The organism is Pseudomonas putida (genome assembly GCF_028682455.1).
GTDB lineage: Bacteria > Pseudomonadota > Gammaproteobacteria > Pseudomonadales > Pseudomonadaceae > Aquipseudomonas > Aquipseudomonas putida_AA.
In genome coordinates this window covers 37,617-58,704 of the sequence record NZ_JANHLD010000006.1, presented here as the reverse complement: position 1 = coordinate 58,704, position 21,088 = coordinate 37,617, and the positions used below count along the sequence as shown (strand labels likewise).

Below are 21,088 nucleotides of genomic sequence, written 5' to 3'. Positions count from 1 at the left end.
AGCAACAAAATCGTTGCGTGTTGCTAGTAGCAACACTCTTGAACATATGAACCCTGTTGCTAGTAGCAACAGTCACTCTTGGGGCTGAGCAGCAACATGGCGGATTTTCTCCAAAACCTCGGCATGCACTGCGCGAGCGTTTTCGATGGTGTCCCGGTTAGCACCCTTCCAGAACATCAGGGGGACACCGTCATCGAGGGAGTTCACATAGTCAGCAGAGTGAAAAATCTTTTCTTCGGTCACCCGACCTGGGAAAAGCTGGTTCAACCTGTACAGGTTGTTCAGCATCCGAGGACGCCCCTTTGCAAACATGGTCGGCACTGCTACCAGTTCAGGAGCGAAACCGTATTCGCGTGCGAAACCAGCGCACCAGTCATGCAGTCGCAAGATCGCTTTGAAGGAGAATTTGTCCATTCGGACTGGGCTCATGAGCAGATCGCTTGCGGCTACTGAGTTCTTGGTCAGGCGCGAACCTGCGGGCGCATTATCAAAAATGATGACGTCGTATTGCGATAGGTCGCAGCCTGGGATTTTGCCGGCTTTACCATCTTCAACCCACTTCGCGTACCACATATCCGAGTTATTGGCTGCGTCCAAAGCCACGCCCAGATCTTCTAGCGATGCGTCGGCGGGGATTAGGTGGGGGCCACTTTCACCAAAGGGTTTCTTGATGACTTCATCAAGCGTTTTGGGTTGAAACGATCGCATGCGAAGCATTGGGCTGATCAAGTGGCCGAGGTGACCATCAACGATGCGGTCAGCAGGGATTCCAAGCTCCTGCAAATCTTCTGGAGTAGCGTCCGGGTCGTAGCCGAGCATGCTCGACGTATCACCCTGGGGATCATTGTCGACCAGAAGAACGCGCAACCCGGCTAAAGAACAGGTAATAGCCTGGCCGACTGCTGTGGTGGTTTTGTTGGTGCCACCTTTCGAGATGTAGGTGGACATGACCACCTGGCGCGCCAAGCCTTTCAAGTGACCAAGTTCACGGCGAAGTGCTGCCAAATCGAAAAGGTCCGAAGGCGTATAAACCCGAGAGGTGACGGTTCCGCGCGGCACACGACGGATCTCGATGTTGTTTGCTTCTTCGATGTCTTTCAGGCGTCGAGTCGTAAGGCCAAAGCAGTCCGCGGCGAAACGGGGCGTGAAAAACAGCTCATTGAAATCCACGTAGGTTGCAACATCTTCGACCATTTCCACATTCGAGTTCATAGCACTTCTCCGTTTTGCTGTTGTATTCAGTATAAATCCTGAATTCCGGTTGTAAACCATGGAATTCAGGTTATTTGTATTTTTTTAGCGAAGAACCTGAACCCGAAGGCCGATTGTGTTGCTAGTAACAACAATATGAGAGAGGTCCAAGCACTCGTGCAGGCGCCTACGCCGCAGCAAGCGAAGGCTGAGAGCATTTGAAAGGGAAGGGGAAGGGGATTTGTGGCAATGAGGCTATAAGCAGGGCTCGTTGCGAACCCGCTTTGAGGTTACTTCGTGGGCGGAGTTGGCTCGATGCCCCACATCATCTCAAGTGCCTGCTCGATCAGGAACGACATAGCAGTGTTTTGTTCGAATGCCTGCTTGCGAAGGCGCTCATGGTAATCGTCGCGCATGGTGATCGTTTTGGCACTCCGCTTAGGTTGCGAAGGTGCCGACGCAGCGTCTTTTCGTGATGCCATGAACAGGCCCCCATATGGATTGAAGTAGCGACAATGATAAACCGTTTGCTTATTTATAGATACGTACGCACGTACAATGCGTACGCATCAACAAGGCTTTTCACTGTTGCTCAACGAGCCTCGCACCGCGGCCGTCATTGGCACCGCGCTTCAAGTCCGACAGCTGTTGGATGGAGTCCTGGAGGTTGCGCAGGACATATGCAGGAAAGCCAGGCTTACCCTCGGAATGACGTACTTTCAGATCGTCGATGTGGTCACTATCGAAACCCAAACGGGCAAGGCTCAAATCATCGCCTTCTACAAGGGCTCGATTCGCGGTGATCATCACCGAACGGGCCTCTTCCAGTTTTTCGATTTCATCATCAATGTGGAGGGTATCGTCGCGATCAACCGACCATAACGAAATGCGCTTCATGATATTGCTCCTAGACGCTGATTGGTTAGCCTGGTAGCCGCCAGGCACAACACGGTGGGTTTCCTTACACACATTATACGTATGTACGTACGCATGCAACAGTATTTATCGGCGATATACGACGACTTGGCTAATTTTTTTCTCGGGTGTCGCGATTTGCTGAGATACCCAGGCGCAGCCGGCGCCGACGCGCGCACTCCTTCGAGCAACCAGCGAGATCGGCCAATGCCTGGTCACACATCGTCCCCTGCAGGTGATCAAAATTTGTGATCGCTGATCGCTTAAAGGTGGGTTTTCCCAGTTGTTTCATACGCTTGATGACGAAGTAAGGCGATACGCCTGCGAGCTTGGCAATTTCAGCGACAGGCCGCTTGCCAAAAAGATGTTGATATTTGAGAAGGGCAGGGGGAGTGGACTCGGCCAAGGCAAATCGATCTTTGCCAATCTTGAGCCTGCGCCGCCGCACAGCTTCCGTGCTGCAATCAGCTAATTCAGCAATGGCCTGGTCTGTACATTCCCCCATCAAATGATCGTATTGCTCAAGCCTCGATCGCGCCGGCATTCAACTCTCCATGCCTCGCTTTTCTAGCGCAGCGAACCATTCCATTTCCCCTTTTTCCGCCAGCTCCTCGAGGAGCGATTGCTCATCGCGCGTGTAAAACACGATTCGATGAGGCTTCACACTGGTATCCAGACCCATGTGATAGTCCGGCAGCAGGTCACGCTGAATGATCTTGCGGATCTCGGCCCTGTAGTGGGTGAGGCTCTGCTTGGAGCCACATTTTTGCTGCAGTGCAACAATGTCTGCGGCCCAAATCATCTTGTTTCCCAAGTGTTTACGAGCGAGCTCATATAGCCGCCGCTCAAGAGGCATCCGCAGCCCAAAGTAGCGCCGATCAATGCTCATCACTTCAAAATGCAGGAAAGCGTTGTAGATCCACTCGGACAGCACGACTTCGCATTCCAACACGCCTTTGCCATTAGATGCGGTCTTGGTGACGGTGTAGTCTTCGATCCAGCCAAACCCCTTCGTCTGCTCTTGACCACCAGTAACGATATTGGTTTCGAGCTGAGTACCTTTTAATCGTCGAAGCATGTCCAAAACGTTCGAATATGCGTTACCACCGGGATCCCGGGATGTACCTGTCAAAAAATCGTACGTATCGAACTTAACCCGCTTGGAAATTGGCATTCCTGCTTTTCGGGCTTCGATGATCTGCGACCCGAGGAACAGCAATAGGTCTTTATCGAATACGGTGGCGGCACCGATCACGGGCGGAATGATGCGAACACGCTTGTTGGTGCCGGGCTGGCTGTACTCACGAACGCTCGTATCAGGTTTGGTCGACAGGCTGAACAGCGGAAATTCCATGCTGGCCAGGTCATCCTTCACTGGCCACTCGACAATGTTCGCCTGGAACATGTCTGTTTGTACGTAGGGGACTACGTTTGATTTTCGCCCTCTTTTGAGGGGCTTATCATCTTCCACTGCCATATCGGCTATCTTCATCTCGATCATCACGCGATCCCGCCATTGTACACAGGTACATAGCGCCGCTTGTGCAGCTGCCGACTGACCCTGAGTATCAGTTTTGTGCAGGCCTCATCCGAGGCCAGCACGTTTCGTATTTCACCGACACCAAGCTCCCCTGAGATTCCCCAGCTGCGCATAGCCACGGTGTGACCGATTAGATCTACGAGGATCCTCAGTTCGTAGAAACGTGCGCCACGTTCCCATCTCGCATGATAGGGTCGGTTGAGGTAGCTGGTTGCAGTCGTTATCATGTCCGAACCCAGACGCTCCTAGACGAGTTCATTTCTGGTAGAAGCCCGGATCCGGTAGCCGCCGACCGGGCTTCGCTCTGCTTACGGCAAGACTTTATCGTCGTAAAGCATGACCATCTCGGCCATTACACACACCTCTCCCTGCACCTTGGCCATCAAGCCGCGGCAGTCTCCTCGCTCCAGGACACCTGCATCCCACAGCTTGCACAACTCCCCATAGCTGTAGGTTTGCATCGGCCAATCACAGTGCCGAACGAACGTCCAGCCATGGCTATCCCGAAACTCACGTGAATATGAAGCGCCCATAATCACGAATTGTCGGCCATTGACCTTCACAGTTGGGACAGACGGGACCTTGTCGCCGGCCTCCGCGAAAGCAGCCGGGCAAACCGCACCATCCCAACGGTGGGAGTCAAGCTTATGCAGGTGGACAACGTCTCGGAAACTGGCCCGGAAGAAACTCGATTCCCACGGAACGAACTCACACCAGCAACGCTGTTCAGCGCTTTTCAGCCAGGCCTGCACGACTATCGAACCGACACCAGGTACATGGATACCCAGCGTTTGAGAGCGCGGTGCGCGGCGCTGCTTGAAACGGCATCCATTCAAGCCACCAGCGTCTGCCAGAAAAGACAATTCCGCCCATTGATCCATGGATACGGGCAATGCCGATCTCCACAAAAACGAGCCAGCTTGAAAAGTGTCGGAACCGCAGCGCTTTTCCTGCTGCAAAGCTTGAAGACAGGATTCAATGCTCTGCTCGAAAAACTGACGGATTTCGCTGGGTACGTCATGCAGACGGGCACACGCAGTGTCCAGCATCGCCTTATAGGCATCATGGGTATATTCAGGCGAGCACCAGCTCTCGCTACCACTGAAAGCAGCTTCGGCGACGGTTTCATCAAAGCTCAAGCCCATTTGCACAGGATTCATCTTCAGCACTCCTAGAGAAATTCAACCCGGTAGCCGCCGGGGAAGCAGGACAAGCTTCAGAACGAATGATACCATACGTACGTACGTACGCAAATAGAAAAGGCATGACTAATGCCCGTCATCGGTGCAAATAGAGCTGATATAGGGGTGCCCGCAGAATTAGGAAAAAATCGTAAGCTAAGGTTTTCCGGGCATCCGTAGGGGCCGAAACTTCCCGTCTTCCAGCCTGCGGCTCAGCCGCCAGACGTAATCGCCGGTCAGGTTGATGTGCTCCCAGCCCAACGGCGACAGGTATTGCAGCAGCTCACCGTCCACCGGTTTGCCGGCTTCGACCAGCCCCTGGGTGGCACGCTCCAGGTACACCGTGTTCCACAGCACGATGGCCGTCACCTAGCAATTTGACCGGATCTTGGTCAGATCCCTAATAAATTGACATCCGTCAATTTCTCTACGTTAATGTCGTTATATTATATTTGCATCTTCAAGTAAGCCATGTTCGCGGATTGTTCCTGCGAGGGAGCTTTGCTCGAGCAATTCCACCATGCATCCTGATTGTTAGCAGAAAAAGGCGGATATCTGATGTCTTTGTTTAAAGTCGCGGTTGATCCAGCGCTTGACGGCCTGTTTCTGACTGAATATGGGCAAGTCGATGTTTTTTCTACCGACTTTACGGACATCGCTGCCGCGGTTGCCCCCTTGGGCTCGCTGGCCCAGGTGGCAAGCCGAATCGAGCAGACCGGTTTTTCCGTCCCGCTGTTCGCCGCAGTCCAACCTGGCGAGTCCCTTCCCGAGAACCTGCTGCTGCGGGTAGCCGGCGTGATCCAACTGGGCCACGGCGGACGGCATTATTTCGGCCGTCAGATATCCGATGCGGCCAAGCGGTACACGGAGAATCTGCTGCCGCCGTTCTTCAAGGCGCTGAAAGACTACGTGCAGCGCGGCTACGTCGAATTCGACTGCCCGGGTCACCAGGGCGGCCAGTTCTTCGCCAACCATCCGTTGGGCCGGGTGTTCTTCGATTTCTACGGCGAAACCCTGTTCCGGTCCGACCTGTGCAACGCGGACGTCAAGCTGGGCGACCTGCTCATCCATGAAGGTGCCGCGCTGGAGGCCCAGCGCAACGCGGCAAGAATCTACAACGCCGACAAGACCTATTTCGTACTAAACGGTACATCGACGTCCAACAAGGTCGTCACCAGCGCGCTGCTTGCGCGCGGTGACCTAGTGCTGTTCGACCGCAACAACCACAAGTCCGTGCACATGGGCGCGCTGGTGCTGTCCGGCGCGCGGCCGGTGTACCTGGAGACGGCGCGCAATGCCTGGGGCTTCATTGGCGGTATAGACGCCAGCGCCTTCGACGAGCAGAGCATCCGCGCACAGGTGCGCGAGGTCGCGCCCGAGCGCGCCGACCTGCCGCGTCCGTTCCGCCTGGCGGTGATCCAGCTTGGCACCTACGACGGCACCATCTACAACGCCCGCCAGGTGGTCGACCGCATCGGCCATCTGTGCGACTACATCCTGTTCGACTCGGCCTGGGTAGGCTACGAGCAATTCATCCCGATGATGCAGGACTGCTCGCCGCTGCTGCTCGAACTGGGGCCGGACGACCCCGGCATCATCGTCACGCAGTCGGTACACAAGCAGCAGGCGGGTTTCTCGCAGACCTCGCAGATCCATAAGAAAGACAGGCACCTGGAAGGGCAGCAGCGCTTCTGCGACCACCGGCGCTTCAACAACGCCTACATGATGCATGCCTCGACCAGCCCGTTCTATCCCATGTTCGCGGCGCTGGACGTGAATGCCCAGATGCACGACGGCCAGGCCGGCCGCCGGTTGTGGCGCGATTGCGTGAAGATGGGCGTGGAAGCCCGCAAGCTGCTGCTCAAGACGTGCCGGCAGATACGGCCGTTCATCCCCCGGATGATCGACGACAAGCCCTGGGCGGATCACGACACCGAGGTCATCGTCGACGATCTGCGCTTCTTCCGCTTCCACCCGGCCGCAGACTGGCACGGCTTCGAGGGATATGCCGACAACCAGTATTTCGTCGATCCGTGCAAGCTGCTGCTGACCACGCCCGGCATCGACCGCGACACCCACGCCTATTCCAGCTTTGGCGTACCCGCTTCGATCCTGGCGCGCTACCTGCGCGAGAACGCGATCATTCCCGAAAAGGCGGACCTGTATTCCATCCTCTTCCTGCTTACGCCGTCCGAGTCCGCGGGCAAGCTGCAGCACCTGATTGCCCACATCGCGCAGTTCGAGCGCCACGTGGACAACGACGCGTCGCTGCGCGAGGTGCTGCCCTCGCTGTGCGCCGCCTACCCGGAGGTCTACGGCCACATGGGCATGCGCCAACTGTGCCAGCGCATGCACGATTTCTACCGCGGCCACGACATGAAGCAGTTGCAGACGCGCATGTTCCGCAAGGCGGAGTTCCCCAGCAAGGCCATGCTGCCCGTCGAGGCCAACGATGCGCTGGTGCGCAACGAGGTCGAGCTGGTTCCGCTGAGCGCTATCGACGGACGCATCGCCGCGGAAGGGGCGCTGCCGTATCCGCCCGGCATCCTATGCGTGGTGCCCGGCGAACGCTGGCAAGGCCCGGCGCTGGACTACTTCCGGGCGTTGGAATCAGGCATCAACGCGCTGCCGGGCTTCGAACCCGAGATACAGGGCGTCTATCTCAACCGGGAAGCGGACGGTTCGCGCCGCGCCTATGGCTACGTCGTGAAGGAAGCCTCCGCATGAGCACTGCCGCCACTGTCCACAAGATGGGGGTCATGCAGCTAACGCTGCTGACCGTGGTCAACATGATGGGCTCGGGCATCATCCTGCTGCCCACCAAGCTCGCCGAGGTGGGCACACTGTCCATTACTTCCTGGATCGTGACCGCGCTGGGGTCGCTGGCGCTGGCCTACGCCTTCGCCAAATGCGGCCGCTTCAACCGCAAGGCTGGCGGCATGGGCGGCTACGCCGAGTACGCCTTCGGCACGGCGGGCAACTTTCTGGCCAACTACACCTACGGCGTATCGTTGCTGATCGCCAATGTTGCCATCGCACTGACGGCGGTGGGCTACATGCAGGCCTTCTTCGGCTGGACGCTGTCGCCCGTAGCGGTGTCACTGGCTAGCATCGCGGTGCTGTGGCTGACCACCGTGCCCAACTTCGGTGGCGCGCGCATCACCGGCCAAATCGGTGCGGTCACGGTATGGGGCATCATCCTGCCCGTGGTCGGCATCTCGCTGATCGGCTGGTTCTGGTTTGATCCGCAGATTTACCTCGACGCCTGGAACCCTCGCAACATGGGTACGCTAGACGCCGTGTCGGCCTCCATCTCAATCACGCTGTGGTCGTTTCTGGGTCTGGAGTCGGCCTGCGCCAACGCCGACGCGGTGGAAAACCCCGAGCGCACCGTGCCCATCGCCGTGCTGGTGGCCACCATCGGGGTGGCGCTCATCTACATCGCATCGACCAATGTCGTCGCCGGCATCATTCCCAACGCGGAACTGATCAAATCCAGCGCACCCTTCGGTCTGGCCTTCTCGAGAATAATGTCGCCGGCCGCTGGCCAGGTAGTGATCGCGCTGATGATCATCGCCTGCTTGGGATCGTTGCTGGGCTGGCAGTTCACGGTGGCGCAGGTATTCAAGTCGTCGTCAGATGTCGGCTACTTCGTGCGCCTATTCGGCAAAGCCACGGCCAAAGGGACGCCGGTGGTCGGCATGATCATCTTGACGTTGGTGCAGACGGGGCTTGCCATGATGACCATGAGTCCTTCGCTGTCCGAGCAGTTCAACTTGCTGGTCAACCTGGCGGTGGTGACTAACCTGGTGCCGTACATCCTGAGCATGTCTGCGCTGGCGGTCATGATGAAAGCCTACGGCGCGGGGTCGCGCGAGTACTCCCTGTCGCTGTCCATGGCCTTCGTCGGCAATGCGTACAGCTTCTATGCGTTGTACAGCTCGGGCCAGGAGGCCATGTTCTGGGGCGCGTTGGTGACCTTCTTCGGCTGGCTGCTCTATGGCACGGTTTCCCACAAGTTCGATCTGGTACGCAACCAGGACCAGAAGGCGGTCTGACAGCGGCCTCAACGCAGCAAGGAGTACAAAATGTCAACTCTTTCCCGGCGGCTGGGCATGAAGGGCCTGCTGGTGCATGAAGACTATGACAACGCCACCGCGGCCGGCCGCGCCGTGCGCGGCATCGCACTGGAACTGGAGCAGCGCGCCGTCGAAGTGCTGGTGGCGCGCTCGGGCGACGATGCCCGGGCCGTCATCCAGTCCGATCCCATGATCCAGTGCCTGCTGCTGAACTGGGACCTGGATGGCGACGAAGACCATGGCCAAGCCATGGGAGTGCTAGATGCCGTGCGCGAGCGAAACGCCACGGTTCCCATCTTTCTGCTGGCCGACCGTAGCAGTGCCTCGCAAGTGCCGGTGCAGGCCATGCAGAAGGCGGACGATTTCATCTGGCTGCTGGAAGACACCACGGTCTTCATCGGTGGACGCATCGTCGCCGCCATGCAGCGCTATCGCGAAGCCGTGCTGCCGCCCATGTTCGGCGCGCTGGCGCGCTTCTCGCAGGTCTACGAATATTCCTGGCACACGCCAGGCCACACCGGCGGCACGGCTTTCCTGAAGTCGGGACCAGGCCGTGCGTTCTTCGATTTCTTCGGAGAGAACCTGTTCCGCTCCGACCTGTCCATTTCCGTGGGCTCGATGGGGTCGCTGCTGGACCATTCCGGTCCGATCGGCGCCGGAGAGGCCTATGCCGCGCGCGTGTTCGGCGCGCATCGCACGTATTATGTGACCAACGGCTCGTCCACGTCCAACCGGGTCATCCTCATGGCCAGCGTGACGCGCGGTCAGATCGCACTGTGCGACCGCAATTGTCACAAGTCGGTAGAGCACGCCATGACGCTGTCAGGCGCCATTCCTACTTACCTTGTACCGTTGCGCAACCACTTCGGGCTGATCGGCCCCATCCCGCCCGAGCGGCTAACGCCCGCCGCCATCCGTCGCAGCGTGGCCGACAATGCGCTGGTGGTAGAGGGCATCGATCCGGCTCCGGTCCACGCGATCATCACCAACTCCACCTATGACGGGCTTTGCTACAACGTGTCACGGGTGGAGGAACTATTGGGCGGCAGCGTCGACCGGCTGCATTTCGACGAGGCGTGGTACGGCTACGCCCGCTTCAATCCGCTGTACCGTGAACGCTACGCCATGCACGGCGACCCCGCACAGTACGTCGGCGACAGGCCATCGGTATTCGCCACTCAGTCCACCCACAAGCTGCTGGCGGCCCTGTCTCAGGCGTCCATGATCCACGTGCGCGACGGCCGCAGGCCCATCGAACACTCGCGCTTCAACGAGGCGTTCATGATGCACGCCTCGACGTCGCCGAACTACGCCATCATAGCGTCTAACGACGTCAGCGCGGCGATGATGGACGGCCCGGGTGGAGCGGCGCTTACCGGCGACTCCATCCGCGAGGCGATTGCATTCCGGCAATTGCTGGCTCGCATTAGTGCAGAGTTCGCCGCCAAGGGCGACTGGTTCTTCGACGTGTGGCAGCCCGACCTGGTGACCGAAGTGAATGGTGGTGTTACGCGCCCATTCCATGCTGCCGATGCGGAGCAACTAGCCACGGACGCGTCTTGCTGGGTATTGAGGTCTAACGCCGCGTGGCACGGCTTCGGTGCGATCGAAGACGGCTACTGCATGCTGGATCCAATCAAGGTGTCCGTCATCACACCCGGCATGGGGCAGAACGGCCTATTGCCGGTCGGCATTCCTGCTGCGGTGGTTACTGCTTATCTCGCACGGCAGGGCATCGTCGCCGAGAAGACCACAGATTTCACTATCCTCTTCCTGTTCTCCATGGGTGTCACCAAGGGCAAATGGGGCACGCTGGTCAACGCGCTGCTGGATTTCAAGCGCGACTACGATGCCAACGCGCCCCTGCAGCAGGTACTGCCGGACCTAGTGTACGACTATTCGGGCCGCTATCAGGACATGGGCTTGCGCACGCTCTGCGACAGCATGTTCGGCGCCATGGCCGAGCTGCGTACGACGCACAGCATGTCTCAAGCGTTCTCCACACTGCCCGAGCCCGCGCTCAGCCCGGTGCAGGCGTATGAGCACCTGGTGCGCGGTGACATTGAAGAGGTCGGACTGGATGCAATGGCCGGCCGCGTGGTCGCCACCGGCGTAGTGCCTTACCCGCCGGGCATCCCCCTGATGATGCCCGGCGAGAACGTCGGCCCACTCGATGGCCCCCTGCTGACCTACCTGAAGGCCTTGCAGGACTACGACCTGCGCTTTCCCGGTTTCGAGCATGACATCCACGGCGTGCGCAAGGAGGACGGTGCGTACATGGTCTCTTGCGTCGCAGGTTCGCAGCCCAGCCTGGAGCCGACTTCCCGCTAAGCCTTCCTGTCCTTGTTCCCGCGAGAACGCGTAATGAGAAAAATAATGTTTGCCGCTGCCCTGGCGGCGGGCGCCGGCGTGGCGCAGGCCGAACCCACGATCACCCTGTACGGGCTGATCGACACCGGCATCAGCTACTACAAGGTCGATGGTGGGGGGGTATGATCACAGCCATCCGGTCGGCGTAAACAGCCGCCAGCTTAATCACCTCAAAGTCGTAGGCAACGCCCAGGGCGTACTGACGCGGCGCACCGGGCACGTCAACCCGAGGTACGGCAGCGAGCCGGGACGGCTGTTCTACACCCATATCTCCGACCAGTACGCGCCGTTCAGCACCCGCGTGGTGAATGTCGGCGTCCGCGACTCCACCTATGTGCTCGACGGCTTGCTGTACCACGAATCCGACCTGCGGATCGCAGGGCAGCACCACAGAATTTTCTGCGAAAAGAATTATGCTAGCACAGCTGATTATTCGCGCTTCTGGCAGAAATTGGCTGACGGCCATCCTAAATCAGGTTTATTTAGGCGGCTGCGCAAAGACGGTAACTTAGTATTGATTGAGGCTACTTATATTCCAGTTCAAAATCAAGATGGAAAAGTTATTGAGATCATTAAGATTGGCTCAGATGTCACTCAGAGAGAAAACGAGTTACTCTCACTAAGAGCCGTCCATGCAGCCATCTCCCGCTCGATGGCGGAGATCGAGTTCACACCTAGCGGTGACATTCTGCATGCAAATGAGAATTTTCTCCGTGCTATGGGTTATCGCCTCAGCGATATCAAGGGTCGACACCACCGAATGTTCTGTTTCGATAATTTTTATCAAGAAAATCCAAATTTTTGGCAGAGTTTAAAGGGAGGAGCTTTTTTCAGCGGGCAATTTGAGCGCAAGACCGCATCGGGAAAGACCATCTATCTTGAGGCCACCTACAACCCCGTCGTTGATGAAGCCGGCCAGGTTGTGAAAGTGTTAAAATTTGCCACCGACGTCAGCTCGCAGAAGCATAAGGCTGATGAAATCCGTCAAGCCGCAGAGCTTTCCTTCACCACCGCCGAGGAGACATCTCAAATTTCCGTGCGGGGCATGGAGTCCCTTGCTAGTTCAATTGAATTATCTCAGAGCACACTTAATTTAATAAACGGTGCGGTTATTTTGATTACACAGCTAAATGCTCAGGCTAAAGATATCGAGAAAATTGTTACCACCATCCAAGGCGTGGCAGAACAAACTAACTTACTAGCACTTAACGCCGCAATTGAAGCTGCCCGAGCGGGTGAAATGGGCCGAGGATTTGCTGTAGTAGCCGACGAGGTTCGTCAGTTGGCAGCTCGAACTAGCAGTGCCACCGTGGAAATCCAGAATGTGGTAACTGCTAACGGAAAGCTTACTCAGCAACTGAATATAGATATGAACAGCATCGCTAGAAGCGCCGAAGAAAACAACGATCAGATCGCAACTGTAACAACTATTATGCGTGAAATCAGTGACGGTGCAGACCATGTTGCCCGTACCGTATCGACGTTGTTCAAAGACAATAGCTAGTGTCCAGTTTTAGGAAAAATCAGGATCGGAACTTCGAGCCGCAGCGCTACAGAGCCAGAAGCCCAAACTTGGTGACGGCCATCGTGCTGTGGAACACGGTGTACCTGGAGCGTGCCACCCAGGGGCTGGTCGAAGCCGGCAAACCGGTGGACGGTGAGCTGCTGCAATACCTGTCGCCGTTGGGCTGGGAGCACATCAACCTGACCGGCGATTACGTCTGGCGGCTGAGCCGCAGGCTGGAAGACGGGAAGTTTCGGCCCCTACGGATGCCCGGAAAACCTTAGCGTACGATTTTTTCCTAATTCTGCGGGCACCCCAAATAGCATGGCACGGAGCAAAGCAGGTCATGTTGTGTTGGCTGGGGGTTCAGTGTGTCGAATCACTCCCCATACACACCCACCATCTGAATAACTAATCAGGCAAAGGCGGAAGCAAAGCAGCCCCGGTAGGGGCAGGTACCTGATATACAGCATCCTTTACACCGGTTTTCATTGGCTCAGCCCCATTGTTTGGACCGGCCGGTTGTGGCGCTGCGGGGGTAAGGGGCGTCTGCTTAGGGCGAATGGGAACAACCGACGGCGACTGTGCTTCTGTGATGACAGCCTTGTACTTGGCCACGGTTTGCCGGGAGACGCCCGCAGTCAGGGCGATAGCCGTGTAGGTAAGCTGTGCCCCTTTGGCGATCAACTGCCGGCAAGCCCCACGGATCTTGAGTGCGGTCTGGTTTTGTCTGACTGCATGTGTCCGCTTGGCGGCGAGGCTCTGGCGCTCCTCCAGTGGCAGCGATCGATCAAGCTCCATCACACCACGGTGGTAGTCGCCGCTACCGCGGTAATGAGCCCAGGTCCACCGGGCAATCGATTTAGCCGTGGCGCGCACTGATGAGTGGGGCAGGTCGTTGTAACGCTCTCGCGTGCGAAAACGGTTGTCGTTGTGACATTGCGCAAGGACCCGAGAGTAGAACGACTCGAAGTAACCATCAGCTCGCTCAGCATTGACGATGCTGTAAGCGTAGAAACGGACACGTTCGAACAACGTGCAATGCCTGGAATGTGACACTGCGTCCATGTCAGGTCCTTTGGACCACAAAGGCATCGGCCTGGCCAAGTCGAGTTCTTCAGCCAATTCGCCCAAGTCATAGACATGATTGTGCAATTCGGTGGTGATCCACCACGGATGACCAGGTGTCTTGGCAACTGGGCCACTGTGGTAATCCGGATCAGCCTTGAGCAGTGCGGCCATGCTGTCGTAGACAGCCTTCATGTATAGGATCGGCTTTTCACGGGCTCGCTCGGTGGTACACACAGGAGCAATCGCGTAGTAGATGTGTGAGTTGCCTGAGTTTCGATTACGCACAATGAAGTTAGGCGGTGGCAAGCCATGCTCATCCCAGATCAGGGAGTTGGCATGGTCGAGATCGAAAACGAGCCATGACACGCGTCCTGGGCGATTTACCTGCATGTAGGGGTAGCGGATCGCGTATTCACGCGGCCGTACTCTCATTGCCGTTTTGTTGTCACTGCAACGTGCTAGATAGGAGGCTTCTTCAAGGATACGGCTCATCGCTGACACCGGCTGGAAGTAGCCAGGATGTGCAGGCGCCGTCGAAGCCGCGGTGATGAGGTTGCTCACCTGCAGGCCTCAGTGAAGAAGCTGAAAAAATCAGGGCGAATTAAACCGTGCCGCGTATTGCGCAGCAGAGTGCAGGTGTCCATACTCGAATTACCTGAAAGGGGCCCTCACGTCATCGATCTGCCAGGACCAGATGTGTGGGCTCTTTTTTTTGCCCGGCAACGGTGGCCGGATCCCTCTATTTATCGCTCGATCTTTCGATAAAACCTTCCTAAAAAGTGCCAATCATTGAGCAAGTTTTGGCGAAGGCTAGAGTCTCAATTCTCCCCCGTCAACCCGCTGGAACCCGCGTATTTACTGAGTTCCTTGCGGATTCAAGGACCGCCTTTCTATATTGAATTGGCAGCTTTGTACGACCTGCAAAGCGCATTGATCTCCAACCCAAAGAGCGCAACCGCCCTTGAATTTCGGGGGATTCACGCGCTTCGCACGTCGGTGAAATACGAAAAGGGGCATCGGCGAAATACGACCAGGGTGTCGGTGATGTACGAGTTAAAAAATCGGCGATATACGAGACCAGGCGGGCAAAAAAAATCCCCATCGGCGATATACGAATCGCATCGGTGAATATCGACCTATGGCCACAACACCCGTCCTGCGGTTCCAAGCCCGAAAACCTCGTTCAAGTCCCTGTTTTAAAGGGCGTGAAGGCCCTCCTTGCTGCATTTTTTATCGGTGAAATACGACCCGTACCAGAAAATATCGGTGAAGTACGACCCGACATGAAATCACATTGCCATTACTGGCAATTTCGTATTGTAGATATCCCGTAAACCCAGAATCCACGCGGCACCCGTTAACACGGGCCAACCAAATGGTTTTTTTGTGTTGACCGATTCCGCATCATGGTTAGAATACGGAAAACGGAGGGCCAAACATGACCGATATCAAGGACGCCGCAGCGCCGCATCTAGACCAGTCTGGATCGAGGGAGGATCTCGGGCGGGCAGCTTACGAACAAGAGCTGATGGAAATCGCTGAGAAACTGCATCAAAACCAGGATGCAGTCGATCCAATTGCACGCGATCTGGATGATCGCAAGCAGTTGGCCAAGCATACGTCCAGCATCGTCAAATCAAATCTGGTCCTGTCATGGGGACTGGCGATATCGATCGGCCTGAACTGCGTGTTCGGGTGGTTTGTGATGCACCCTCACTACGTGTACTTCGCAGCCGATGGTCTTCGGATTGTCAGGCTGGTTCCCCTTGAAGAGCCGTACATCACCGACGCAGAGGCGATTCAGTTCGCGCGTGATGCGCTTAATCGCTCGATGACAATCAATTTCACCGACTACAGACAACAGCTTGAAGACGTACGTGGCGATTGGACCAAGCGCGGGTTCGCTCAGTATTTGGAGCAGCTGCAATCAGCAGGCTATCTGGACCTCGTCAAATCCAAGCGTATGAACATGACGGTTACCACCGAAACCGGCGTGCTTGTGAAAGCTGAAAAGGTCGATGGTGTTTACGTCCGCCATATCGAAGTACCGATCGAGATCAAGCTGGTCGGCCAAACCACCGACCTTCAACCCAAGCGATTCATCGCCAAAGTGCCTGTCGCACGTATCCCCACACTGGATTCCATCGTGGGTGTAGGGCTGGACGGCATTGTCACCACGCCCAGGTAAGGAGGATCCCACGATGATGAAATCAGTATTCGTCGCGTCAGTCTTGACGCTCGCGATCGGCACGGCTCAGGCAGAGCAACAAGGCAATGGTGCGCAAGCCCAACCCCAAGGCCAACCAATGCAAGGACAACAGCAGCCCATTCAAGCCCCAAACGGTGGGCAATGGGTTCGGGTTGAAGGTCCAGCTCGGCAGGCGGGTTTCCCGGCTGCACCAGGTGCTCAACAGCCTGGTGTGAATCCACAGATGCAGAATGCCTTTCCGCAGACCAACTATGGCCCGGCCAATTACGCGGTCGCTGGACAACCCGCTGGTGGTCCTCAACCACAAAACGGGACAGCTCCACTGCCACCTCTCAACCCGCCTGAAAATGACCATTTCGACGAAGCAATGGAGGTAGCTCAGCCGTTCACCCCTGAGCAAATCAAGCAGATGCGTCAGGCATTGGAGAACACTCGAAAGGCCAAGGCTTGGCAGCCAGTGCGAGGGATTCCCCGTATTTCCAGCGTGTCGGTTGATTTGAGCCCTGGAGCTTCGATGCCAGTGCTGCGCGTCGTTCCAGGCGAGCTATCGAACCTCATTGTTCTGGATTCGACGGGCGCTCCGTGGCCGCTTGCAGCTACACCCCGTGTTTCGAACCCCGATCTGTATAGCGCGGAGTGGCTGCAAGGCACCCATACAGTCGTGGTGTCGACTCCATCGCCTTACGAGACTGGCAGCCTGGCTCTGTACCTAGAAGGAGCTACAACGCCTGTGATCGTCAAGATCGTTAGCGGTGAGCCTGATGGTAACAAGGACCGCGCCCGGGTGTATGACGCTCGACTTGACCTTCGCGTTCCAGGGCGCGGCCCCTTGGCAAAGGCGGCTGTAATGGGGCCCGGCAAAATCGCGCTGTACGACGATCTCCTGCAGGCCTTCCTGGACGGAATTCCGCCGAAAGACGCCAAGCAGGTGAAGGCGCAAGGCGCGGTTCCATCGCATACCCAGATCTGGCAGTACGACGGGAATCTTTACGTTCGTACCCGGCAGGATTTTCAAACCGCGTTCGATAACACCCTCGCTGCTGGCGACGGTACTCGCGTGTACCGCTTACCTGTGACTCCCTTCATCACCCTCTCGCAGATGGGTCAGAAAGTCACCCTCCAACTCGATATTTACTGAGGTAGCGCATGAGCACTCAAGCTGACATTGGAAGGCAGACCAAGGTAACCATCCTCGCGGCAGCAATTGCTGTCGCAGCCCTCGGCTATGCAGGGTACACCTGGTTCAACAGCCGTCATCAAACCAGCTCAAACCTCGGCGCGATTGCCGCTGATGGGAAGGGGGGGGCTACTCAGGAGAGCGAGGCCTATCGTCAGGTCTTGGAGAAGTACAACCACAACAACGCCAAACAGGCTGAATCAAACGGGCAGTCTTACATGTCCGTGATGTCCACTACGCAAGCAACTCCGGCGGATGCCTCGGACAAGGCAGGCGCGAGCCAGCAGCAACCCCAGGTCAACTACTACTACCAAGCCCCCCCGCAGCCCCAGCAGCCTGTAGAGCGCAATAAGGAAATGGACAAGCTTGTCGCGCAACAGGTCGGCGCTTTCATGAGTGGGTGGACGGTGAAAACCCACGGTACCGGTACCGCCACTCAGGAGCAGGCGTACTCGCAATCCATCAAACCCGCATCCCTGACAGGGGTGGGCGGTACGGCTGGTAGCTCAGGCACTGCGCAATCTCAGAACTCGCGCGCTGGCAAGGCTCCGGACCAGGTCGTCGTGGATGGTTTTTTCCTGACGCCTGCACTGCTTAAAACCGAGCTCGATACTGATGAGAACTCGATGGTTACAGCTGAGGTTCCCGGTGGCCGACTCGCCGGCGCACGGGTTTTCGCGATGGGTTACAAGCGCCTCAATGAAACCATCGACATGACCTTCACCTACATGGAATGGAAAGGGCGCAGCTACAAGATCACAGCCAAAGCTGTTGATCCTGAGAGCATGCGTACGGCTCTGTCCGGTGATGTGAACAACCGCTACTTCAGCCGAATCATTCTCCCTGCTCTGGCCCTGGCGATCGGCAAGACTGGCCAGCTTTACGAGCGCTCCGCTTCGGAAAACATCATCACCAGCGAAGGCGCAGTGATCCAGACGTATCCCACAACGCCTAGTGGCAAAGCTGTCGCAGGCACCTTTGCCGGTGGTATCGGCCAACAGGCCGGGCAGGTGCTGGCCAATGACGCCGCAAACATGCCACAAAAACAAGTAATCCGTCCGATCAACTCCACGATCGGCATCCAGTTCGTAGGGCCGGTGCTGGCCAGTGACCAGCTGGAAAAAGACGCGCTGATGGCGAATCAGAAAGCTGAGCTGAATACGCTCGGGCAACCAGGTGGCCAGCCTCAGCAGCAGTACCGCCTCTCACCGAATGCCGCAGGTGCCACCAACTCAAACGGGTTCGGCGGGTACCAGGGTGTCTCGCCAGGATACGGCCAGCAGTACATGGGCCAGCCAACCATCATCGATCCAACTCGCTACTGAGTTAGGGCAGGGGACTTCAGATGACTACACAAGCAGCGGAAGAGTTGGACATTTTCAACGCCGGCGTTAAGCCGGGTAAACAAGCTGAGACGCCGAAAGCTCAGACGCAACAGCCTGAGAAAACGCCTCCGGTTAACGCGATCCAGGGCGATCGCAAGAAACGCATTGCCAACTTCGTCAATCAGATCGAGGCCTGGCACTTTTTGGTGTTGGCGGTAGTGCTGGCGGCAGTGTTCGTACTTGTTCCAAAAATGCTTCCAAAGGCGCAAACCAGCGCTCCACAGCAGCAGCCTACTCCCGTTCAACAAGCGGCACCTGTGAGCAATGTATCGGATGTGCTGGCACCACAAGAGCCATTAGCACCCGCTGCAGATCCAGAACAGGCGGGTATCACTGTCGAGCAGTTGAATGCGCTTAACGAGCAAGTCCGGAGCCTGGGCGGGATCGTCGTAGGCCTTCAGAAGACCATCGACGAATTGGAAGCCAAGGTTTCTCTCCTTGAAGCCGCCCCTGCAGCGAGCAAAAAGGTGGTGCAGCAACATGCAGTGCGCCGCCAACCACAAGCAACACAACCTTCGGCAGTGGCCGGCTATCGCCTGAACACAGTTTATGCAGACCAGGCATGGCTCGAGCACGGTGATAAAACCTTCGTTGTGCAGGTAGGCGATCTCGTAGATGGGGTGAAGATCATTGGCATAGATCCAGTGGCCCGCCGAGTCACCACTTCGCGTGGCGTGATCCGCTGAGGAACCGAGAATGGATCTGGCGAGCATGATCATCTCGGCGGCCAACAGTCTGGTCGCCGCACTTTGGGCGTTGCTCTGGTCCTTGAGCGCACTCGCTGGGATGGTTTACGCCGGTAGCGTTCTGCGTCGGATGCAGCTGGCCACAATCGAGCCCGGCCATCGTCCAATTACCCTCGGAAGCACGTTTGCGGTGCTAGTGATTGGCGCTGCTCTGTTCAACATGCCCGGGATGATCACCGCAACTTGGAACAGCTACGGCAGCGGTGCAACAACCTACGGTGCCATCTCCTACAGCGGCGCCGAGAATTTCGGCAAGTTCAAGGAAGCTGTAAACGCTGTACTGACCCTGGCAGCTTTTGCAGGGGGTTGTTTCTTCTTCAAGGGCCTGTTGCTTATGAAAAAAGCAGTCATTGAAGGAGAGGGTTCGCAGGGAGCGGACGACGCCGTTTGGCGCGGCCTCACCCACATGATTTTCGGTGCTGCGTTGACCCATGTCGACAAAGTGATCGAGGCCTTTCAGGCCACCTTCAAACTCTATTGGTAACAACACTAGGAGCGTCATCATGAAATTCAAACCTTTCGAGTTCGCTGTCGATGCTGTTCGCCGTGGTCACATCCGTCTGTTGACCAAGGTCGAGGAATACAAAGCTGATCCCGTTCAGCGGGGGATCATGCTCATGGGCGCAGGCCTCACCATGTCAACGCTCTTCGTCACCAAGGCTGCGTATGCGGATGGTCTCGCTGGCATGGCCGAAAAGGGCAGTGAACAGGGCGACTCCGTCAAAGACAGCCTCGGTCCAATTTTCCTGGCCGTCGGTTTCGCGTTGGCGTCCTTCGGCGGTTTGAACGCCTGGAAAAAAACCAACGATGAAAACTCGCGCATCACCGGTAAGCAGATCTGGGGGCCATTCCTCTCAGGAGCTGCCCTTGGTGGCACTGGTTTCATGATGACCACTGCCGGCGAGACTGTTGGTATCAGTGGAAGCGAGTTTGGCAAGGTTCCGAACTGATTTCGACCACTTGGCAGCCTGAAACATGGCTGCCTTGGAGACTGCATGAGCGACGTAAAACAGGATCAGACAGTACCGGTATCGGGGCTTGGGAAAAACTTCGAGAAGCCAGTTCTGCCGTTGATGGCCATGGCCACAAAAGCGCGCGTGTGGGGCGATGCCACTCCAAACGCTATTGAGCCGAACCCGGCACAACTGACGACCGAAATGCGGGCGACCATTACCCGCCAGGCGCAGGGGCAGTGCTATTTCTGCGGTATACACGCTCGTGCCGGTCATGTTCATAACATCAACCACAACCATCAGGATCTACGGCCGGAAAATCTCCGGCTTGTAGATCCGCTGTGTCATGGGTGGCAGCACCTGGGAGAAATCGATGACGGCGATGCCTTCATCGCGTACCTCCCGGGCTTGTCTCCCCAGGACACCAATCATCTGCAGCGGGCCACCATGATCGCCCTGGAAACCGGGGACGAACAAACAAAGGCGGACGCGAGAAAAATCCTCAACTGGATGGCTTCCCATCGGGAATACACCGAAAAGGCCTGGGGCACCCACTCGCCCAAAATTTTCGCTGAGGCGATGACGCGCCTGGGCAAGGTCGACGCCGATGTTAACTCCCTCGTTTTCCAAGGGTTGAGCGTCATCTTCAATCCCGCTCAGTTCAGCCAGGTTGTAAAGGGCTGGGCACAGGATGCGTATGGTGCAGCCCCCACTTCAACGTGGGCCAAGATTCATCACGAAGTGATGAACGCGCCGAGCTAAGGAGG

18 protein-coding genes and 4 pseudogenes are annotated in these 21,088 nt (G+C 57.0%); 15 read left to right on the top strand and 7 right to left on the bottom strand.

Going from position 1 to position 21,088, the window contains the following annotated elements; translation table 11 throughout:
- Nucleotides 1-72 precede the first annotated feature (72 nt).
- The 6 genes and pseudogenes from NPS58_RS29005 to NPS58_RS28980 form a co-directional block, all read right to left on the bottom strand.
- On the bottom strand, nt 73-1,212 hold the full coding sequence (locus NPS58_RS29005) for an AAA family ATPase (protein WP_104833257.1): 1,140 nt from the start codon (nt 1,210-1,212) through the stop codon (nt 73-75).
- Between the two features lie 561 nt (nt 1,213-1,773).
- Nucleotides 1,774-2,088: a hypothetical protein gene (locus NPS58_RS29000; RefSeq protein ID WP_104833256.1), complete on the bottom strand. Its 315-nt coding sequence runs from the start codon at nt 2,086-2,088 to the stop codon at nt 1,774-1,776.
- A gap of 130 nt (nt 2,089-2,218) precedes the next feature.
- Nucleotides 2,219-2,650 carry a hypothetical protein gene (locus NPS58_RS28995; protein WP_121757907.1) on the bottom strand — a complete coding sequence of 144 codons (432 nt, stop codon included), beginning with the start codon at nt 2,648-2,650 and terminating at the stop codon, nt 2,219-2,221.
- Entirely contained in the window at nt 2,651-3,607 is a 957-nt protein-coding gene (locus tag NPS58_RS28990; RefSeq protein WP_121757906.1) for a replication initiator protein A, read from the bottom strand.
- Between the two features lie 347 nt (nt 3,608-3,954).
- Nucleotides 3,955-4,806, bottom strand: coding sequence for a hypothetical protein (locus NPS58_RS28985; RefSeq protein ID WP_121757904.1), 852 nt, complete (start codon nt 4,804-4,806; stop codon nt 3,955-3,957).
- A 177-nt stretch (nt 4,807-4,983) separates the two neighbouring features.
- Nucleotides 4,984-5,190, bottom strand: a pseudogene (locus tag NPS58_RS28980) (Tn3 family transposase); the annotation flags it as partial.
- Between the two features lie 195 nt (nt 5,191-5,385).
- On the opposite strand from NPS58_RS28980, the gene NPS58_RS28975 reads away from it, so the two are divergent.
- The 8 genes and pseudogenes from NPS58_RS28975 to NPS58_RS28945 form a co-directional block, all read left to right on the top strand.
- Nucleotides 5,386-7,554, top strand: coding sequence for an ornithine decarboxylase (locus NPS58_RS28975; protein ID WP_026083691.1), 2,169 nt, complete (start codon nt 5,386-5,388; stop codon nt 7,552-7,554).
- Nucleotides 7,551-8,885 (top strand): putrescine-ornithine antiporter, encoded by a 1,335-nt coding sequence (gene potE, locus NPS58_RS28970; protein ID WP_017639734.1) that lies wholly within the window; start codon nt 7,551-7,553, stop codon nt 8,883-8,885. The genes NPS58_RS28975 and potE overlap by 4 nt, the downstream gene beginning before the upstream one ends.
- A 30-nt stretch (nt 8,886-8,915) precedes the next feature.
- Nucleotides 8,916-11,237 carry an Orn/Lys/Arg decarboxylase N-terminal domain-containing protein gene (locus NPS58_RS28965; RefSeq protein ID WP_037063316.1) on the top strand — a complete coding sequence of 774 codons (2,322 nt, stop codon included), beginning with the start codon at nt 8,916-8,918 and terminating at the stop codon, nt 11,235-11,237.
- A gap of 45 nt (nt 11,238-11,282) precedes the next feature.
- Complete coding sequence (locus tag NPS58_RS28960; RefSeq protein ID WP_206605129.1) at nt 11,283-11,402, top strand: porin; 120 nt, start codon at nt 11,283-11,285, stop codon at nt 11,400-11,402.
- A gap of 85 nt (nt 11,403-11,487) precedes the next feature.
- Nucleotides 11,488-11,868, top strand: a pseudogene (locus NPS58_RS29765) (Tn3 family transposase); the annotation flags it as partial.
- 60 nt (nt 11,869-11,928) lie between these two features.
- A pseudogene (locus tag NPS58_RS29760) lies at nt 11,929-12,234 on the top strand (PAS domain-containing protein); the annotation flags it as partial.
- 87 nt (nt 12,235-12,321) lie between these two features.
- The gene (locus NPS58_RS29755; RefSeq protein WP_255260238.1) at nt 12,322-12,780 is read left to right on the top strand and encodes a methyl-accepting chemotaxis protein; all 459 of its coding nucleotides are present in this window, start codon (nt 12,322-12,324) and stop codon (nt 12,778-12,780) included.
- Nucleotides 12,781-12,800: 20 nt separating this feature from the next.
- A pseudogene (locus NPS58_RS28945) lies at nt 12,801-13,064 on the top strand (Tn3 family transposase); the annotation flags it as partial.
- Nucleotides 13,065-13,191: 127 nt separating this feature from the next.
- On the opposite strand, the gene NPS58_RS28940 reads toward NPS58_RS28945, so the two are convergent.
- On the bottom strand, nt 13,192-14,412 hold the full coding sequence (locus tag NPS58_RS28940; RefSeq protein ID WP_108222938.1) for a replication initiation protein: 1,221 nt from the start codon (nt 14,410-14,412) through the stop codon (nt 13,192-13,194).
- Nucleotides 14,413-15,289: 877 nt separating this feature from the next.
- Here NPS58_RS28940 and NPS58_RS28935 point away from each other — a divergent pair.
- The 7 genes from NPS58_RS28935 to NPS58_RS28905 are packed head-to-tail and all read left to right on the top strand — an operon-like array spanning nt 15,290 to nt 21,083.
- On the top strand, nt 15,290-16,039 hold the full coding sequence (locus NPS58_RS28935) for a DotI/IcmL family type IV secretion protein (RefSeq protein WP_108222939.1): 750 nt from the start codon (nt 15,290-15,292) through the stop codon (nt 16,037-16,039).
- 13 nt (nt 16,040-16,052) lie between these two features.
- Nucleotides 16,053-17,198, top strand: coding sequence for a DotH/IcmK family type IV secretion protein (locus NPS58_RS28930; protein ID WP_232879619.1), 1,146 nt, complete (start codon nt 16,053-16,055; stop codon nt 17,196-17,198).
- A gap of 8 nt (nt 17,199-17,206) precedes the next feature.
- Nucleotides 17,207-18,562: a conjugal transfer protein TraO gene (gene traO / locus NPS58_RS28925; protein WP_121757901.1), complete on the top strand. Its 1,356-nt coding sequence runs from the start codon at nt 17,207-17,209 to the stop codon at nt 18,560-18,562.
- Between the two features lie 20 nt (nt 18,563-18,582).
- Entirely contained in the window at nt 18,583-19,308 is a 726-nt protein-coding gene (locus NPS58_RS28920) for a hypothetical protein (protein WP_121757900.1), read from the top strand.
- A 10-nt stretch (nt 19,309-19,318) separates the two neighbouring features.
- Nucleotides 19,319-19,852, top strand: coding sequence for a conjugal transfer protein TraQ (gene traQ, locus NPS58_RS28915; protein WP_121757899.1), 534 nt, complete (start codon nt 19,319-19,321; stop codon nt 19,850-19,852).
- A gap of 19 nt (nt 19,853-19,871) precedes the next feature.
- Complete coding sequence (locus tag NPS58_RS28910; protein ID WP_064491674.1) at nt 19,872-20,318, top strand: DUF6750 family protein; 447 nt, start codon at nt 19,872-19,874, stop codon at nt 20,316-20,318.
- Between the two features lie 45 nt (nt 20,319-20,363).
- Complete coding sequence (locus tag NPS58_RS28905; RefSeq protein WP_121757898.1) at nt 20,364-21,083, top strand: HNH endonuclease; 720 nt, start codon at nt 20,364-20,366, stop codon at nt 21,081-21,083.
- Nucleotides 21,084-21,088: the final 5 nt, after the last annotated feature.

Excerpts from the sequence above, each read along its gene's own strand:
- NPS58_RS29005 (WP_104833257.1), bottom strand. The coding sequence starts at position 1,212 with ATGAACTCGAATGTGGAAATGGTCGAAGATGTTGCAACCTACGTGGAT.
- NPS58_RS29000 (WP_104833256.1), bottom strand. The coding sequence starts at position 2,088 with ATGAAGCGCATTTCGTTATGGTCGGTTGATCGCGACGATACCCTCCAC.
- NPS58_RS28995 (WP_121757907.1), bottom strand. The coding sequence starts at position 2,650 with ATGCCGGCGCGATCGAGGCTTGAGCAATACGATCATTTGATGGGGGAA.
- NPS58_RS28990 (WP_121757906.1), bottom strand. The coding sequence starts at position 3,607 with ATGATCGAGATGAAGATAGCCGATATGGCAGTGGAAGATGATAAGCCC.
- NPS58_RS28985 (WP_121757904.1), bottom strand. The coding sequence starts at position 4,806 with ATGAATCCTGTGCAAATGGGCTTGAGCTTTGATGAAACCGTCGCCGAA.
- NPS58_RS28975 (WP_026083691.1), top strand. The coding sequence starts at position 5,386 with ATGTCTTTGTTTAAAGTCGCGGTTGATCCAGCGCTTGACGGCCTGTTT.
- potE (WP_017639734.1), top strand. The coding sequence starts at position 7,551 with ATGAGCACTGCCGCCACTGTCCACAAGATGGGGGTCATGCAGCTAACG.
- NPS58_RS28965 (WP_037063316.1), top strand. The coding sequence starts at position 8,916 with ATGTCAACTCTTTCCCGGCGGCTGGGCATGAAGGGCCTGCTGGTGCAT.
- NPS58_RS28960 (WP_206605129.1), top strand. The coding sequence starts at position 11,283 with ATGTTTGCCGCTGCCCTGGCGGCGGGCGCCGGCGTGGCGCAGGCCGAA.
- NPS58_RS29755 (WP_255260238.1), top strand. The coding sequence starts at position 12,322 with ATGGAGTCCCTTGCTAGTTCAATTGAATTATCTCAGAGCACACTTAAT.
- NPS58_RS28935 (WP_108222939.1), top strand. The coding sequence starts at position 15,290 with ATGACCGATATCAAGGACGCCGCAGCGCCGCATCTAGACCAGTCTGGA.
- NPS58_RS28930 (WP_232879619.1), top strand. The coding sequence starts at position 16,053 with ATGATGAAATCAGTATTCGTCGCGTCAGTCTTGACGCTCGCGATCGGC.
- traO (WP_121757901.1), top strand. The coding sequence starts at position 17,207 with ATGAGCACTCAAGCTGACATTGGAAGGCAGACCAAGGTAACCATCCTC.
- NPS58_RS28920 (WP_121757900.1), top strand. The coding sequence starts at position 18,583 with ATGACTACACAAGCAGCGGAAGAGTTGGACATTTTCAACGCCGGCGTT.
- traQ (WP_121757899.1), top strand. The coding sequence starts at position 19,319 with ATGGATCTGGCGAGCATGATCATCTCGGCGGCCAACAGTCTGGTCGCC.
- NPS58_RS28910 (WP_064491674.1), top strand. The coding sequence starts at position 19,872 with ATGAAATTCAAACCTTTCGAGTTCGCTGTCGATGCTGTTCGCCGTGGT.
- NPS58_RS28905 (WP_121757898.1), top strand. The coding sequence starts at position 20,364 with ATGAGCGACGTAAAACAGGATCAGACAGTACCGGTATCGGGGCTTGGG.